Below are 16,120 nucleotides of genomic sequence, written 5' to 3' on the forward strand. Positions count from 1 at the left end.
ATGCATACTGACCCTATTTAATTTGGTTGATACTACTCAGCCTGAATTTACTAATAATAAAAGCGACAAGCTAAATGCAATTTCGTACCATCATAAAAATTCTTGGCCAACTTGTTGCGCTGTTTAGTATTACCATGGTGCCTCCGGCACTGGTGTCTTTAATATACAAAGACGGTGGTGGTGTTCCCTTTGTTTTAGCATTTATCTTTAGTGTTGTTATTGGCATGATGGCTTATTACCCAAACCGCCATGAAAACGGTGATTTAAAAGCACGTGAAGGTTTTTTAATTGTTGTTTTGTTTTGGCTGGTACTTGGGGCGTTTGCGTCCTTGCCGCTTATCTTTTTACAAGAACCTAACTTATCGCTCGCCGATGCGGTATTTGAAGCATTTTCTGGCTTAACAACCACCGGCGCTACAGTACTTACCGGTATTGAGTATTTACCCAAGTCGGTATTGTTTTATCGCCAGCAACTCCAGTGGTTTGGCGGTATGGGGATAATCGTACTCGCTGTTGCTATACTCCCAATGCTAGGTGTTGGTGGTATGCAGTTGTATCGCGCTGAAATACCAGGGCCTGTAAAAGATTCTAAAATGACTCCGCGAATTGCCGATACTGCAAAGCACCTTTGGTATATTTATGTGTCGTTGACTATTACTTGTATGCTGGCTTATTGGGCGGCAGGAATGGAGTGGTTTGATGCTATATGTCATGCATTCTCAACGGTCGCTATTGGTGGCTTTTCTACTTACGACGCTTCCATGGGTCACTTTGACAGCCCTGTAATTAACTTTATTTGTGTGTTCTTTTTAATTATTGCCGCTGTTAACTTCTCCCTACATTACGCCGCAGTGGCCAGTCGTAATATACAAGTTTATATTAGAGACCCAGAGTTTAAGGTGTTTTTGTGTATTCAATTAGCGCTGGTGGTTATTTGTTTTACTGTACTTTCCTCTAACGAAATATTTGCTAATGGCGATGAAACCCTCGATCAGGCGTTATTTCAAGCTGTTTCGATGAGTACAACAGCAGGCTTTGCTACGGATAACTTTTCAACATGGCCGTTGTTTTTACCTATTTTACTTATATTTTCGAGCTTTATTGGTGGCTGTGCAGGCTCTACCGGTGGTGGCATGAAAGTAGTCCGCGTATTTTTACTTTATTTGCAAGGCGTGCGTGAGCTCAATCGTTTAGTGCATCCTCGTGCTATATATTCAATCAAGCTGGGTCGTAAGGCGTTGCCAGATAAAGTAGTAGAAGCTGTGTGGGGTTTTTTCTCTGCTTATGCGCTGGTATTTATTATTATTATGTTAGCGCTTATGGGCACGGGTATGGATAACATAACTGCGTTCTCAGCCACTGCTGCTTGTTTAAATAACTTAGGCCCAGGCTTGGGTGATGTAGCCTCGCATTACGGCGCTATAACCGATGGCGCTAAATGGTTACTGACCATTGCAATGGTGTTTGGGCGCCTAGAAATATTTACCTTATTAGTGCTATTTACGCCTACATTTTGGCGTGGTTAAACGAGTCGTTTAAATTTTAATATACAAGTTAGTGGGAAAGGGATATGCCAACTTCAAATCTAGACAAATTACATCAACTAACTACAAGTGGTTTGGTCGATTTAGAAATATTAACCCCAACCGACAGTAAACGTGTAAAAACCGAGTTTGTTGGTTTGCTTGAAAATAAATTTATTATTTTAAATTACCCAAACTCTAGACGTTTACCTGCTAGTAGTGACTATTTACGTGATGGTGTAATGGTTGTTGTTAGAGCATTAATTGAAGGTAGTGGTGGGCAAGTTATAGCGTTTCGCCAACAAATAATGTCGGTTGCGTCTCACCCGGCTAAGCTTATATTTATTAACTATCCTAAGCAGGTGCAGTTATTTGCACTGCGCTCGCAAACGCGTATACCTACCTTATTACCTGCAAAGCTAAAGCTAAGTGACGACAGAGTACTTGAAGGCCTCATTAAAGACATTTCGCTAACCGGAGTAATGTTTGATATTAGAGGCGATCAGCAAGTTGAAGGTATTAAGGATATGCAATGCACAGTAATACTCAATAGCAGTGATAAAAGTTTTGAAGGCGAAATTTGCAGTGTTAAGGAACATGTCGCAGGCGTGCGTTGTGGAATTAAGTTACTAGCAAGCGAGGATGAAATGAAAACTTTTATGAAAGAGCATTTTATAGACCCTTCAGCGCTCGAACCCACCGTTGAATAAATAGCTTTTCGCTTATTTGCAACAAAAAGGTGTTTTACGTCAGTATTTATAAAATACTTTTTATTGTTTTTATAATTAAAATTATTATTTAAATAAAACAGTGCATTACGTATTATTTTTTGTGTTATTAAATCTATCTCGTTAAAATTTATCTGAATTATTCTATAAATCCCCTTCTTTAATTTCCATACATTTAAAAATGTATCTTTTTATCTAAACATAACTATATGTTTTTAATGGTTTTAATGTATCCACTCTGAAGTGCGTTGCTAAAAGGCAACAGTAATTACTTTAAAAATCCCTTCTTTTTATGAGTTTTACATTTAACTATCTGAAATTTAATAGCTTTTAAATGTTGGCATCTAATTTGTAATACCCTAGGTGTACTGAACGAAATCGTGATTCAAAGTGAAATACTTAATCGCACACATAAATTTGAAGGATACATATTATGAAAAGCATTAATAAAACTTTAGCACTTATCGCTATTGCATCTTCTTCGGCCGCTTTTGCTGCAACAGACTTTGACACACTTGATGTGGATGGCAGTGGCACAATTAGCCAAGCAGAAGCATCAGTAGACGCAAAATTAATGAGCATGTTCTCTGAACTTGATACAGACCAAGACGGCGAACTATCTAAAGAAGAGTTTTCACAAGCATAAGCTTAAAACTCTGGGGCGCTACTAAGAGCCCCATATTACTCAAAAAATTGAAGGATACACGTTATGAAAACATTAAATAAAGCATTAGCACTTGTGGCACTAGCATCTTCTTCAGCCGCGTTTGCAGCAACAGATTTCGATACATTAGATGTAGATGGCAGTGGCACAATTAGCCAAGCAGAAGCATCAGTAGATGCAAAGCTAATGAGTATGTTCTCAGAACTTGATACTGACCAAAATGGTGAGTTATCAAAAGAAGAATTTTCAGAAGCTTAATTTAAAGTATTTATCCTGAGTTGCCAAAGACAACCTAAGTAGGCAAGGGAGCTTACGAAAGAGGATAACAAGGAAGTGAAAAATTACGTTTTAAGTTAAACGAAGCAATTTTTTTGATAGAACATTGAAGGATTAAGTTATGAAAAATTTAAATAAAGCATTAGCACTTATAGCACTAGCGTCTTCTTCAGCTGCATTTGCAGCATCAGATTTTGACAGCCTTGATATCGATGGTAGCGGCACAATTAGCCCAAGCGAAGCGGCAGTTGATACCGATTTAATGGCTGAATTTATTGAGCTAGATACCGATGGTAGCGGTGAGCTTTCTAAAGAAGAGTTCGCTAATTACTAATTAACCAGAGTTCAGGTTAACTAATCTTTTTTCAGATTAAACATTTTCACAGTCAGGGATCTTTGAAAAGGACTTCCCATATTACTAGGAATATTATTATGAAAACATTCAATACAACACTTGCAGTTATCGTTTTAGCATCTTCATCAGCAGCATACGCAGCAGTGGACTTTGCCTCTTTTGATGCAGATGGCGACGGTGCGATTACAATGGAAGAAGCAAAGGTTAACCCTCAGCTTGTAAAGATTTTTGATGATTTAGATACTGATGGAAATGGTGAAATCTCTAAAGAAGAGTTTTCAAAGGTACAGTAAACAATATTCGAAGATACTCCACTAAAGCCGCCTTAGTCAGCGGCTTTTTTGCGTTTACGCCAAATAATTATAAGAATATAGCACTTACCTGGAATAGCTTTTCTACAACGGTAATGTGTTTTTTGTCGATTAAAAACATGATGACATGATCGCCCGACATGATAATTGTATCATCGTGGGCTATCAGTACATCGTCGTTACGTACTATTGCGCCGATAGTAGTACCAGCGGGGAGCTTAATGTCGGCAATAGCACGGCCAACCACTTTTGAAGTGTTTTCATCACCATGAGCAACGGCTTCAATTGCTTCTGCTGCACCTTTACGCAGTGAATACACATTAACAATATCACCACGGCGTACATGAGTAAGCAATGCCGATATAGTGGCCTGCTGCGGCGATATGGCAATATCTATTTCGCCGCCTTGTACCAAATCAACGTAAGCGCCACGCTGGATAAGCACCATGGTTTTTTGTGCGCCCATACGTTTTGCAAGCATGGCTGACATAATGTTTGCTTCATCGTCGTTGGTTACGGCAATAAACACATCTACTTGTTCAATATGCTCTTCTGAGAGCAGTTCTTGATCAGATGCGTCACCACAAAAAACGACCGTGTTATCGAGCATTTCTGAGAGTTGCTCGGCACGTTCTTTACTGCGTTCAATTAGTTTAACGGTGTGGTTTTTTTCAAGTGAGCGGGCAAGGCCTGCCCCAATATTACCGCCACCAGCTATCATAATTTTCTTGTATGAACGCTCTAGTTTTTGTAACTCGTTCATTACTGCGCGAATATGTTTTGTAGCGGCAATAAAGAATACTTCGTCATCGGCTTCAATAACGGTGGTACCCAGTGGTTTTATTGCTTTACCTTGACGATAAATAGCGGCAACACGGGTTTCTACATTAGGAATATGCTCTTTAAGTGCAGATAACGCATAACCTACAAGTAAACCGCCATAGTAAGCTTTTACGGCGACTAACGAGAGCATGCCATCAGCAAACTGCAATACTTGCAGAGCACCAGGGTAGTCAATTAAACGGCGAATATACTTAGTGACCAGTGATTCGGGAGCAATGTAATGGTCGATAGGTAAATCATCGTTTTGAAATAGTTTTTCGCGGTATTTTAAATATTGCTCTGAGCGAATACGGGCAATTTTAGTGGGAGTTTTAAAAATACTGTATGCCACTTGGCATGCAACCATGTTCACTTCATCTGAACTAGTTACCGCAATAATCATATCGGCATCTTCAGCGCCTGCACGGCGTAATACATCAGGATGCGCGCTGTGGCCCATAACCCCTTGTAAGTCGTACTTATCTTGAAGTTCACGCAATCGGTTACCGTCTATATCAACAACGGTAATTTCGTTTTGTTCGCCAACTAAGTTTTCAGCAAGCGTAGCACCAACTTGCCCGGCACCGAGTATAATTATTTTCATTATTTACCCGTGATATTGATCATAATTTAATTAAAAAAATAGCCATTTAATATTTCATAAATGGCTAACTATTTAGTGTACGGCTATTAGGCTTTTTTAACTAGCTTAGCGTAATAAAATCCATCACTTTCACCGGGCAGTAACTGCAAACCTGGCGTTGTTACGGTATCGTTTTCGTGTAGAGGTATATGTTCTACATCATCGTTATTAGCTAAAAACTTAGCAACTTGCTGTTGGTTTTCTTGAGGGAGAACCGAACATGTAGCATATACCAATGTGCCACCTGGTTTTAACAGTGGCCAAATACTATCAAGGATATCGTTTTGTAATTTAGCTAAGTCTTCGATGTCTGATGCGCGACGTAACCATTTTATATCAGGGTGACGGCGAATTACGCCAGTGGCTGAACAAGGCACATCAAGCAAAATACGATCAAATAATTTTTCGTCCCACCAAGTATGTGGTTGTGAAGCGTCGCCACATTGTAGGTCTGCACCTAAGCCAATACGTGTTAAGTTTTGCTTAACGCGTTCAAGACGAGTTGAATCGCTATCAAGTGCAAGTACATCAGCATCAGCAAGCTCTAAAATATGACATGTTTTACCGCCAGGTGCTGCACAGGCATCCAAAATATAGTCGTCATCTTTTGGCTCTAAAAAGCGGGCTGCCAATTGTGCTGCAGCATCTTGTACTGAACATGCACCTGTATCAAACTCAGGCAACGAAAATACATCACGTGGTTTGGCAAGTTTAATCCCATCAATAAAGTCAGGGTTTAAGGTGTGTTCAATATCGTTAGCGCTAAGCATTTCGCTGTATTCTTGCGTGCTAAATTGTGCTTGGTTTACACGAAGCCACATAGGTGCTTGTTGCTGGTTTTCTTCAAGTAGTGCTTCCCAGCTATCTGGGTAGGCTGTTTGCACCTGTTTAATAAACCAATTTGGATGGTTGTATAAACATACCGGAATAAGCTTTGCTTTTTCTTCAAGCTCAGCTTGTTGACGCTGAAAGCTACGTAAAATGGCATTTATCAGCCCTTTTAATCCTAAAGCGCGTAGTTGAGCCAGTGCGTTTACAGTTTCTGAAATGGCAGCATGAGGTGGTACGCGCATGTGCTGCAGTTGATAAATACCTACGTATAATAAAAACTGAAATATCCTACGTTTACCTTTTAATGGCTGCTCTACTAAGTGTTGGCAGTAATTTTCAAGGCTCGGTAAGTAGCGTAAAACGCCATAACAAATTTGCTGTAGCAACGCTTTATCTTTAGGCGGCAAGCCTTGGCTTGCAAATGGAAGTTCTTGATTAAGCGATGCGCCTTTATCAACTACGTTATATAAAGTTTCAGCGGCAAGCGCTCGTACGTTTGGAACATTACTCATTGTTTTCGCCTAATATTGTGCCAGGAGTAACCCAGTCACTACGACCATTTAAAAAATCGTTAATTGCCATTGGTTTTTTACCTTGCGGCTGTAATTGCGTAATACATAAAGCGTGTTCGCCACACGCCACTACTACGCCATTTTTGTCGCTTGATAAAATTTGCCCAGGATCACCTGATTGCTGCACAACCTGTGCTTGATGAATCTTTACTGTTTGTCCACCCATTTGGGTAAAGCACATTGGCCACGGGTTAAAAGAGCGAATGTTTCGCTCGATTTGCAGCGCACTCATGGACCAATCGATATTAGCTTCCTCTTTAGAAAGCTTTTTAGCGTAGTTAGCAAGTTCATCGTTTTGAGGTTCAGGAGTGATCTCACCATTAGCTAGTTTATTAATGGTTTCAATTAACGCATCTGGACCTAGCTCAGCAAGCTTTGTGTATAAGCTTGCGCTAGTTTCTGTCGTGCTAATAGGGCAGCGGCTTATATGTAACATATCGCCGGTATCTAGCCCTTCATCCATTTGCATTATTGTTACGCCAGTTTGCTCATCGCCTGCCCAAATTGCGCGTTGAATAGGTGCAGCGCCGCGCCAGCGCGGTAATATAGAGCCATGCACATTTAAACAACCTAAACGTGGAGCTTCTAAAATAGCTTTAGGTAAAATTAAGCCATATGCTACAACAATCATAATGTCGGCATTTAAGCTAGTTAGCTCTGCTAGTGCTTCATCATTTTTTAATGACTGTGGCTGAAAAACCGGTAAGTTGTGCTCAAGCGCTAGCTCTTTCACTTCACTGGCTTTTAATTTTTTACCACGACCTGCAGGGCGATCTGGTTGGCTATATACACCCACTATTTGGTGTTCGCTTTGAATCAGCGCTTGTAAATGACGTGCGGCAAAGTCCGGCGTACCGGCAAATATAATGCGTAATGGTTGAGTCACTGAGTTTTCCTAAGGTGCTTATTACTGTTCTGCAAACTTGGCTTCTTTTTCAAGCTTTTTACGAATACGTTGGCGCTTTAATGGAGATAAGTAATCAATGAACAGCTTACCTTGAAGGTGATCTAGTTCGTGTTGAATACAAATAGCCAGTAATTCATCTGCATCTAGTACAAATTCTTCACCGTTTTCGTTAAGTGCCGCGACTGTTACTGTTTCTGCGCGGTCTACTTTTGCGTACGAGTTAGGTACTGATAAACAGCCTTCTTCGCTAACGGTAGAGCCGTCTTTTTTGATAATTTGTGGGTTAATTAATACCAGTGGCTCATCGCGCTCTTCTGATACATCAATAACGACTATTCGTTGATGAATATCAACTTGCGTGGCCGCAAGACCAATGCCATTTTCATCGTACATTGTCTCTAGCATGTCTTTTACAATTTGACGTACTGTGTCGTCAACTTGTGCAACATCTTTTGCTACGGTACGTAAACGTTCATCTGGAAATCTTAAAACTTCTAACCTAGCCATAGTTACCTTTTCACTTGTGCTTAATTTAGGGTATTGTATGCTCTTATTTTAGCCATTCGCGTTCACCTTTAACAGGTTTTGGGCAATAATAATGAAAAAACAATACAAGGAAGCTCAATGAAATCTCCATTACTTGCGATCATGCTTACGTTAAGCGCTGCGTTTCCCGCAGTAGCTGATGTACTTAAAATAAAAAAAGATGCTCCAAAACAGTATGTTGTAAAAAAAGGCGATACGCTTTGGGATATTTCTGGTATCTATTTAAATGAGCCTTGGCTTTGGCCTGAACTTTGGCAAATGAATCCACAAATTGACAACCCGCACCTAATTTACCCCGGTGATGCATTGGCGCTTATATACGATGCAGATGGAACCCCACGTTTAGTGATCAATAAAGGCTATAGAAAGCTATCTCCTCAGGGGCGTATTACACCAAAAGGGCGTAATGCTATTACTACCTTGCCGCTTGAAATGATTAAACCTTATATCAGTTACGAGCAAGCAATGAACAGTGATGATATTAAAGGCAAACCTTATATTTTAGGTGCTAACGAAAATACTAAAACACAAACGTTAGGCCACATTTTATATGCTAAAGGCGACTTAAAAGTACATAAAGCGTATGCCATTTACCATAAGGGTGACCCTTACACTGATTTAAACGGTAAAGTATTAGCAACGCGTGCATCTTATGTAGGTATAGCACGTGCCTTTAGAGCAGGTGATGAACACAATGGTGTGCCCTCGTCATTACGTGTCGAATCTGTTAAACGAGAAATTCAGCAAGGTGATTTTTTAATGCCGGCAATGGAAGGCCAAATGCTTCCTGCGTACTTTAATATACACCGTCCTTTAGAACCTGTAACAGGTAATATTATTGCTTCGCCACACCAAGTTAGGGAATTCAGCACAATGGATGTTGTGGTGCTAAACTTAGGCAGTGAACAAAATATAGAAGCGGGTCATGTATTAGATCTAGAACGTCAATCGCCAACGGTTATTGATGGTCCTCGTGGCCCTCGTTACCCAGAGGACTCTAGTAAATACGAGAAGCTTTTATCTGATGCAAGCCAATTATTTGGTGGTGAGTCTGATGAAGAGAGCACAACGTGGACTATGCCTAAAGAAAAAGTTGGCGAGCTAATTGTCTTTAAAGTGTATAACAAAGTAAGTTATGCATTAATAACTAAAAACCAGCACCCAATTCGCATTGGAGATATTGCAGTTATTCATTAAGAAGTAGCGAGTCGGTGCTCTAGGAGAGAGCATGGATCAGTCATCTGGCAAGCTAGCCCACTGGCTTGCCTTTTATATGTGTAAAGGGTTGGGTATAAAAACCCTTTTAGCACTATCTACAAACTATCCCCTTGGGTCGTTATTCGACTTATCTCATGACAAGCTTTTACAGCTTGGATTAACCGCTAATCAAGCGAGTAATTTACTCAACACTAATTGGCAACAAGTCAGTCATTATGAGCAATTAATAGCGCTGAACAACATTACTGTTGTTTGTATTTTTGATGCGCTTTACCCAGAAGATCTCCGGCAGATTGCCAGTGCGCCTTTATTACTCTTTTGCAGGGGAGATGTCTCGTTATTATCTACGCCGCAAATTGCAATAGTAGGAAGTCGTAATGCCACACCTACTGGGCTTGAAATAGCCTCAGAATTTGCATACGAGTTAACTTTGGCGGGTATTACCGTTACTTCAGGTATGGCGCGGGGAATAGATGGGGCAGCACATAAAGGCTCTCTTGCTGGTACGGGTAAAACTATTGCGGTGCTTGGTACTGGGGTTGATATTTACTACCCCAAACGCCATAAATTATTAACAGACCAAGTTTTAGAAAGCGGCCTGTTGGTGAGTGAGTTTTTACCAGGCACAGCTGCGCATGCACATAACTTTCCGCGCCGTAATCGTATTATTTCTGGGTTATCGTTGGGAGTGCTTATTGTTGAGGCTGAAATTAAAAGTGGTTCGTTAATTACAGTACGCTATGCGCTTGAACAAAATAAAGAGGTATTTGCAGTACCGGGTTCTATTAAAAACCCGTTAGCGCAGGCAAGTCACTTTTTAATAAAGCAAGGTGCTAAGCTGGTAGAAAACGTGGCTGACATTCTTGATGAGGTGAGTTTTACTTACGATAGTAACTTAGGTAATAAAGAGCAACCGATTCAAGCCAATTCTCAATGTGAGGTTTTAAATAGTATTGGCTTTGAAGTAACCAGTGTAGATGACATTGTGCGTCGTGCGCAGTGGCCAATAGATAAAGTACTCAGTAGGTTGCTCGATTTAGAATTAGACGATCAGATTGAGCGAGTGTTAGATGGTTATATTAAGTTAAGCGCAGGAAGGTAATATGTTTGATATTCTTTTGTATCTTTTTGAAAATTACATTCATAGCGAAGCGGATATATTTGCAGAGCAAAATGAGTTAACCGATGAGCTACTGCGTGCGGGCTTTAATAAGCCTGAGATATTTAAAGCTCTTGATTGGTTAGAGCAACTAGCTGATTTACAACACAGCGATGAGTCTCCTTATCTTATTGCTAACCCTAAAGATGCTGTGCGTATATTTACCGATAGTGAATGCCAAAGGCTCAGTGCTGAGTGTCGTGGCTTTTTAATGTTTATTGAGCAAATTGGCGTAATTAACAATGTAACACGTGAAATGGTAATGGACTGTTTAGCCTCTCTCGATAAACCAACTATAAGCCTAGAAGACTTAAAGTGGATTGTACTTATGATCTTGTTTAACGTTCCGGGCTCTGAAGAGGCATATGAGCAAATGGAAGATTTGATTTTTGATGAACCCAGCGAACTTCTTCATTAGAGATAATTATCTTAATTGTACTCAAATTACTTAAAAGGATAAGCACGGCATTGCTTGTATCTTTAAGTGGTTTGGGTATATTAGGCGAAAATTCACCAACCTATTAGGATCACCATGAGTAAAATCGACCATTCGCTTTTCTCGGCGAACAAGCACGCCCTCGAAAAAGAATACGAGATATGCCCACAGTGTGGTTCAGAGTTAGTGATCCGCAATAGTAAATCAGGCCCTTTTTTAGGATGCGCAAGTTATCCCAAATGCGACTTTATTAGGCCGCTAGCACATCACGACAGTAACGAAATCAAAATATTAGAAGATTCAGCATGTCCTGAGTGTAGCAAACCGCTGGTGGTTAAAAATGGCCGCTATGGTATGTTTATTGGGTGTACGGGTTATCCAGAGTGTCATTATATTGCTAACGAAAATGAAGAAAAGCAAAGCGAAGATACTTTGCCTAGTTGCCCTAAATGCAAAAAAGGTCATTTAGTCGCGCGCAGTAATAAGTTTGGTAAAGTATTTTATTCTTGTGATTGCTACCCAAGTTGTAAATACACGCTTAATAATAAACCGGTTGAACATCCGTGTCCTGAATGTGACTGGCCTATTGTCATAGAAAGAAATATGGCAAATGGCACATTATTGCAATGCCCACAAAAAAGCTGCATGCATAAGCTTACCCCAACTGAATAACGTTTAATTATATCTGGAGACTACTTTGTCAGACCTTTCAAATACGCCCACTGCAATAACATGCTTAACGCAAGGCGAAGTTATTTTATACCCAACAGAAGCTGTATATGGTTTAGGTTGTGATCCAGATAATCAACAAGCCGTTGAGGCACTATTAGCTATTAAGCAGCGCCCGGTTGAAAAAGGGCTTATTTTAATCGCTGATAATTATGGGCAGTTATTAAAATACGTAGATGATGCAAAAATACCAATGGATAAACGCGCTGATATTTTTTCCAGTTGGCCTGCTGCTATTACATGGGTTATGCCTGCATCTAAAAATATGCCTAAATGGCTCACAGGGCAGTTTGATACCATCGCAGTAAGAGTAACAAACCATCCAACAGTAAAGCGTTTGTGCCAGGAGTTTGGTAAGCCACTAGTATCAACCAGTGCAAACTTAACCGGTCAAGAAACAGTAATTAGTATTGAGCAAGCGAAAGCGCAATTTGCAGAACAAGTTGGCTTTTACGTTGACGAGCCGTTAGGTGGTAATACTCAACCAAGCACAATAAAAGACGCCATGACTGGCAAAATATTTAGAGGTTAATATGCAAAGCGAATTATTAGATCAAGTAAAAGCCTACTTTATGGCTTTGCAAGACACTATTTGCCAAGGTTTGGAGGCTGCAGATGGCAGTGCTAAATTTATAGAAGATAACTGGCAGCGAGCAGAAGGTGGTGGTGGTCGTACACGTGTAACCACAAATGGCACTGTAATAGAGCAAGGCGGAGTTAATTACTCTCATGTATTTGGCGCTTCAATGCCAGGCTCTGCAACAGCACATAGACCAGAGCTTGCAGGACGTAGCTTTCATGCATGTGGTGTGTCGTTAGTTATTCATCCTAAAAACCCTCATGTACCAACAAGTCATGCCAATGTGCGCTTTTTTATAGCCGAAAAAGAAGGCGAAGAGCCAATATGGTGGTTTGGTGGCGGATTTGATCTCACTCCTTTTTACCCAGTATTAGAAGACGTACAGCACTGGCATCAAGTTGCTCACGACATTTGTGCGCCATTTGGTAGTGAAGTTTATCCAAAATACAAAACATGGTGCGACGAGTACTTTTATCTTAAACACCGCGATGAAACACGTGGTGTGGGTGGACTATTTTTTGATGATTTGAACGAGCTAGGGTTTGAAAAAAGTTTTGCGTTTATGCAATCGGTGGGTAATGGATTTTTAGATGCCTATTTACCTATTATCGAACGTCGTAAAAATGATGAATACACAGAGCAACAACGTGATTTTCAGCTTTATCGTCGCGGGCGTTACGTAGAGTTTAATTTAGTATGGGATAGGGGCACTTTATTTGGATTGCAAAGTGGCGGGCGCACTGAGTCTATATTAATGTCTATGCCACCACTTGCACGCTGGGAATATAATTATAAACCAGAACCAAGTAGCCCAGAAGCTAACCTATATCAGTATTACTTACGCCCGCAAGAGTGGTTAGCTAGTCAGCCAAGTGAGCTGATAGCCCGAGAGTGGCAATTATAACAATTACACAGTAATCAAAAAGGCGCTAATTAGCGCCTTTTTGCATTATGCTAAATACAAATTTAATCCTGATTGATCATGTGCGTTGCTAGTTGAGAGAATGATTGCTTTAAGCCTTCACGTAATAACGGATTGTCTATTTCTATATCCAACGTTTTATTCATGCAGTACATCCACTGATCGCGCAATGCTTTGTCTACAGTAAAAGGCATATGGCGTTTACGTAGCATTGGCTGACCATGTTTTTCTGTAAATAGGTTTGGCCCGCCTAACCAACCAGATAAAAATTCAAAAAATACTTGGCGAATTCGATCTAATGGCAGAGGATGCATATCATATAACGGTTTAGCGTATTCATCTGACTCCATTATGTCGTAGAATCGATTGGAGATAGCGCGCGCTCCTTTTTCTCCACCTATTATTTCGTACGGTGTTTTTTCAGGAGTAGGAGCCTGTTGCTCGGGAGCTGGCTTAGATTTAGAAAAAAGTCGTTTAATCATATTATTTATCATCGTTAATAGGCAGTGTATAGCTGCAAAGAGGTTGCTTTAAAATGGACAAATATGCGGTTTTTGGAAATCCAATTAAACATTCAAAATCCCCCGCGATACATAAACAATTTGCTGTATCACTGGGTGAGCAAATCGACTATCGCGCAATATTAGCACCTATCGATAACTTTGAAAAAACAGTATTGTCTTTTTTTGAGCAAGGTGGTGTGGGTGCTAACGTTACAATGCCATTTAAAGAGCAAGCCTATGCAATGGCTGATGAGCTTACGCCATTAGCTAAAATTGTAGGGGCTGTTAATACATTAAAAAAACGAGACGATGGCACATTACTCGGTGATAACACCGATGGCGTGGGCTTTGTAAATGATTTACTCGCAAATGAAGTAGCCATAACTAATAAACGCATTTTAATCATAGGTGCGGGCGGTGCTGCTCGGGGGGTTATTTTACCTTTGTTAGAGCATAACCCACAGGAAATAATAATAGTTAATCGCACAGCACAAAAAGCCAAAGAACTCGCAGAGCTGTTTACTCAATATGGGCCAGTATCTGCCTTTGGCTTTGATGATTTACCAGTAAGCGATTACTCACTAATTATAAACTCTACCTCTAGCAGTATGAATAACGAACTTCCAGCACTTGATAAAAAACACATAACTAACTGTGAAGTCGCTTATGACATGTTTTATTCACAGCAAAATACTATTTTTATGAATTGGGTTGCACAGCATAATATTAACGCTAAGCTTTTAGATGGCAGTGGCATGCTAGTTGGCCAAGCTGCTCAAGCATATTATGTATGGCGTAATAAAATGCCAAAAATACTTCCCATTGTTGATGCGCTCAAACAAGGTACGCTTAAATGAATCAGGCAATACAATTTATAGATAGGCTAGAGTTTAGAGAGCCTGATCATCAGTTAGTATTTTTTGCACAAGTTAGTGGCATGCTGGTGGAGTGTGTAATAGAAGTAAATACACTTAAATTAACAGACGAAAGCCATGCAACAGAGTATTTTGAAAAATATCGTTTTGATTACGAAGAACGTGCCGAGGAGCTTATCGAAGAAGAAAGCTATAACTCGGCAGGCCAAATTGAAGTAAGCTTATTAACTTAAGTTAGCCATTTCAGCTAAGTATTCATCTTTAAGTGATACATAGTTATCGGCAGATATTTTTAAAAAGGCAAGTTCTTGCTCCGTTAGAGGGCGGGCTTGCTTAGCTGGACTCCCTACATATAAGTAACCAGACTCTAAGCGTTTGTTTGGTGGTACCAAAGAGCCGCCACCTATAACCACATCGTCTTCAACAACTACGTTATCCATAATAATAGCGCCCATACCTACAAGTATACGGTTTCCTAATATACATCCGTGCAGCATTACCTTATGACCTACAGTTACATCGTCACCTATAATAAGTGGATAACCAGCTGGATTGCTTTTAGTTGCACGAGATAAATGCAATACACTGCCATCTTGTATATTGGAGCGTTTACCAATACGTATATAGTTAACATCGCCTCGGGCGGCTACTAAAGGCCAAATACTACTATTATCACCTAAAGTAATATCACCAACCAAAACTGATGACTCATCAATATAAACAGACGAATTAAACGAAGGAGTTACACCTTTATAAGAACGGATTGCCATATTTAGTACCTTTTAGATAATAGTTATTAGCTTTGAGTGTATCAGCAAGGTTATTTTTGTACCATAAAAGGCACTGTTTGGTTACAAAACTATCAGTTTTAGGGCGTTTAGTTCAGATACTGACCGAACAGTATCTTTTTTTACTTTTTCTTTAAAAAAGTACTTGCGTAAAAATCTGTTCTCCCTATAATGCGACCCCACTGAGACGGGAAACGCCAAAGCATAGCGAGGCACGAACTACTCAGAGAGTTAAATAAAACTTCGGTTTTAAATCTTCTAAAAAGAAAGTTTAAAACAAAGTATTGACTCGAAAAATAAAGGGTGTATTATTCGCATCCCTTGAGGCGCTAAAGCGACTCAAAACGTTCTTTAACAATATAAAGCAATCATCTGTGTGGGCACTCGTACAGATTGAGTTCTAACAGCCAASCTACTTAGGTAGCGAGGCAAACAAATTAGAGTCTCAATTGAAAACTGAGTGACCAACAGAATAGTTATTTMGGTAATTATTCGGCACAGTCAATTCAATATCGAAAGATATTAAAAAATTCAGAATTCATTGAGCTGTCGAAAGACATAAAACTTTTTAATTGAAGAGTTTGATCATGGCTCAGATTGAACGCTGGCGGCAGGCCTAACACATGCAAGTCGAGCGGTAACAGAAAGTAGCTTGCTACTTTGCTGACGAGCGGCGGACGGGTGAGTAATGCTTGGGAACATGCCTTGAGGTGGGGGACAACAGTTGGAAAC

At 40.1% G+C, this 16,120-nt stretch carries 20 protein-coding genes and 1 rRNA gene; 15 read left to right on the forward strand and 6 right to left on the reverse strand.

Features of this window, described 5'->3' with window-relative positions; genetic code table 11:
- Positions 1-74 precede the first annotated feature (74 nt).
- The 6 genes from EU510_RS19585 to EU510_RS19610 all read left to right on the forward strand — a co-directional run bounded on the left by EU510_RS19585 (position 75) and on the right by EU510_RS19610 (position 3,839).
- Entirely contained in the window at positions 75-1,526 is a 1,452-nt protein-coding gene (locus tag EU510_RS19585; RefSeq protein WP_004335179.1) for a TrkH family potassium uptake protein, read from the forward strand.
- 44 nt (positions 1,527-1,570) lie between these two features.
- The gene (locus tag EU510_RS19590) at positions 1,571-2,233 is read left to right on the forward strand and encodes a flagellar brake protein (RefSeq protein WP_149594816.1); all 663 of its coding nucleotides are present in this window, start codon (positions 1,571-1,573) and stop codon (positions 2,231-2,233) included.
- A 451-nt stretch (positions 2,234-2,684) separates the two neighbouring features.
- A complete protein-coding gene (locus EU510_RS19595; protein WP_149594817.1) occupies positions 2,685-2,897 on the forward strand; it encodes an EF-hand domain-containing protein in 213 nt (70 codons plus the stop codon).
- Positions 2,898-2,960: 63 nt separating this feature from the next.
- Positions 2,961-3,173, forward strand: a complete 213-nt coding sequence (locus EU510_RS19600) for an EF-hand domain-containing protein (protein ID WP_024604776.1) — start codon at positions 2,961-2,963, stop codon at positions 3,171-3,173.
- A 139-nt stretch (positions 3,174-3,312) separates the two neighbouring features.
- Positions 3,313-3,525: a calmodulin gene (locus EU510_RS19605; RefSeq protein WP_149594818.1), complete on the forward strand. Its 213-nt coding sequence runs from the start codon at positions 3,313-3,315 to the stop codon at positions 3,523-3,525.
- A 98-nt stretch (positions 3,526-3,623) separates the two neighbouring features.
- Positions 3,624-3,839, forward strand: coding sequence for an EF-hand domain-containing protein (locus EU510_RS19610; RefSeq protein WP_024597191.1), 216 nt, complete (start codon positions 3,624-3,626; stop codon positions 3,837-3,839).
- Between the two features lie 67 nt (positions 3,840-3,906).
- Here the strand turns inward: EU510_RS19610 and trkA are convergent, their stop codons facing one another.
- From trkA to def, 4 genes are all read right to left on the reverse strand, one after another.
- Positions 3,907-5,283 (reverse strand): Trk system potassium transporter TrkA, encoded by a 1,377-nt coding sequence (trkA, locus tag EU510_RS19615; protein WP_149594819.1) that lies wholly within the window; start codon positions 5,281-5,283, stop codon positions 3,907-3,909.
- Between the two features lie 86 nt (positions 5,284-5,369).
- Positions 5,370-6,665 (reverse strand): 16S rRNA (cytosine(967)-C(5))-methyltransferase RsmB, encoded by a 1,296-nt coding sequence (gene rsmB, locus EU510_RS19620; protein WP_149594820.1) that lies wholly within the window; start codon positions 6,663-6,665, stop codon positions 5,370-5,372.
- On the reverse strand, positions 6,658-7,611 hold the full coding sequence (gene fmt / locus EU510_RS19625) for a methionyl-tRNA formyltransferase (protein WP_149594821.1): 954 nt from the start codon (positions 7,609-7,611) through the stop codon (positions 6,658-6,660). Before fmt ends, rsmB begins: the two co-directional genes overlap by 8 nt.
- 21 nt (positions 7,612-7,632) lie before the next feature.
- Positions 7,633-8,139 carry a peptide deformylase gene (gene def / locus EU510_RS19630; RefSeq protein ID WP_149594822.1) on the reverse strand — a complete coding sequence of 169 codons (507 nt, stop codon included), beginning with the start codon at positions 8,137-8,139 and terminating at the stop codon, positions 7,633-7,635.
- 117 nt (positions 8,140-8,256) lie between these two features.
- Here def and EU510_RS19635 point away from each other — a divergent pair, with 117 nt between their 5' ends.
- From EU510_RS19635 to hemF, 6 genes are all read left to right on the forward strand, one after another.
- Positions 8,257-9,375, forward strand: coding sequence for a LysM peptidoglycan-binding domain-containing protein (locus EU510_RS19635; protein WP_149594823.1), 1,119 nt, complete (start codon positions 8,257-8,259; stop codon positions 9,373-9,375).
- 31 nt (positions 9,376-9,406) lie between these two features.
- Complete coding sequence (gene dprA, locus EU510_RS19640) at positions 9,407-10,498, forward strand: DNA-processing protein DprA (RefSeq protein ID WP_149594824.1); 1,092 nt, start codon at positions 9,407-9,409, stop codon at positions 10,496-10,498.
- A 1-nt stretch (position 10,499) separates the two neighbouring features.
- Positions 10,500-10,973, forward strand: a complete 474-nt coding sequence (locus EU510_RS19645; RefSeq protein ID WP_004335158.1) for a DUF494 family protein — start codon at positions 10,500-10,502, stop codon at positions 10,971-10,973.
- Between the two features lie 114 nt (positions 10,974-11,087).
- Complete coding sequence (locus EU510_RS19650; protein ID WP_008138064.1) at positions 11,088-11,663, forward strand: type I DNA topoisomerase; 576 nt, start codon at positions 11,088-11,090, stop codon at positions 11,661-11,663.
- 25 nt (positions 11,664-11,688) lie between these two features.
- Positions 11,689-12,252, forward strand: coding sequence for an L-threonylcarbamoyladenylate synthase (locus EU510_RS19655; RefSeq protein WP_149594825.1), 564 nt, complete (start codon positions 11,689-11,691; stop codon positions 12,250-12,252).
- 1 nt (position 12,253) lies between these two features.
- On the forward strand, positions 12,254-13,204 hold the full coding sequence (hemF, locus tag EU510_RS19660) for an oxygen-dependent coproporphyrinogen oxidase (RefSeq protein ID WP_149594826.1): 951 nt from the start codon (positions 12,254-12,256) through the stop codon (positions 13,202-13,204).
- Between the two features lie 62 nt (positions 13,205-13,266).
- Here hemF and EU510_RS19665 read toward each other — a convergent pair whose 3' ends face one another.
- Complete coding sequence (locus tag EU510_RS19665) at positions 13,267-13,704, reverse strand: group II truncated hemoglobin (protein WP_149594827.1); 438 nt, start codon at positions 13,702-13,704, stop codon at positions 13,267-13,269.
- A 53-nt stretch (positions 13,705-13,757) separates the two neighbouring features.
- Between EU510_RS19665 and aroE the strand changes: the two genes are divergently transcribed.
- Positions 13,758-14,582: a shikimate dehydrogenase gene (aroE, locus tag EU510_RS19670; RefSeq protein WP_149594828.1), complete on the forward strand. Its 825-nt coding sequence runs from the start codon at positions 13,758-13,760 to the stop codon at positions 14,580-14,582.
- On the forward strand, positions 14,579-14,833 hold the full coding sequence (locus EU510_RS19675; protein ID WP_004335144.1) for a DUF1488 family protein: 255 nt from the start codon (positions 14,579-14,581) through the stop codon (positions 14,831-14,833). The genes aroE and EU510_RS19675 overlap by 4 nt, the downstream gene beginning before the upstream one ends.
- Here EU510_RS19675 and EU510_RS19680 read toward each other — a convergent pair.
- Positions 14,825-15,370, reverse strand: coding sequence for a gamma carbonic anhydrase family protein (locus EU510_RS19680; RefSeq protein ID WP_149594829.1), 546 nt, complete (start codon positions 15,368-15,370; stop codon positions 14,825-14,827). The genes EU510_RS19675 and EU510_RS19680 overlap by 9 nt on opposite strands.
- A 587-nt stretch (positions 15,371-15,957) precedes the next feature.
- On the opposite strand from EU510_RS19680, the gene EU510_RS19685 reads away from it, so the two are divergent.
- Positions 15,958-16,120, forward strand: a 16S ribosomal RNA gene (locus tag EU510_RS19685); the annotation flags it as partial.

The organism is Pseudoalteromonas sp. FUC4 (assembly GCF_008370255.1).
Taxonomy (GTDB): domain Bacteria; phylum Pseudomonadota; class Gammaproteobacteria; order Enterobacterales; family Alteromonadaceae; genus Pseudoalteromonas.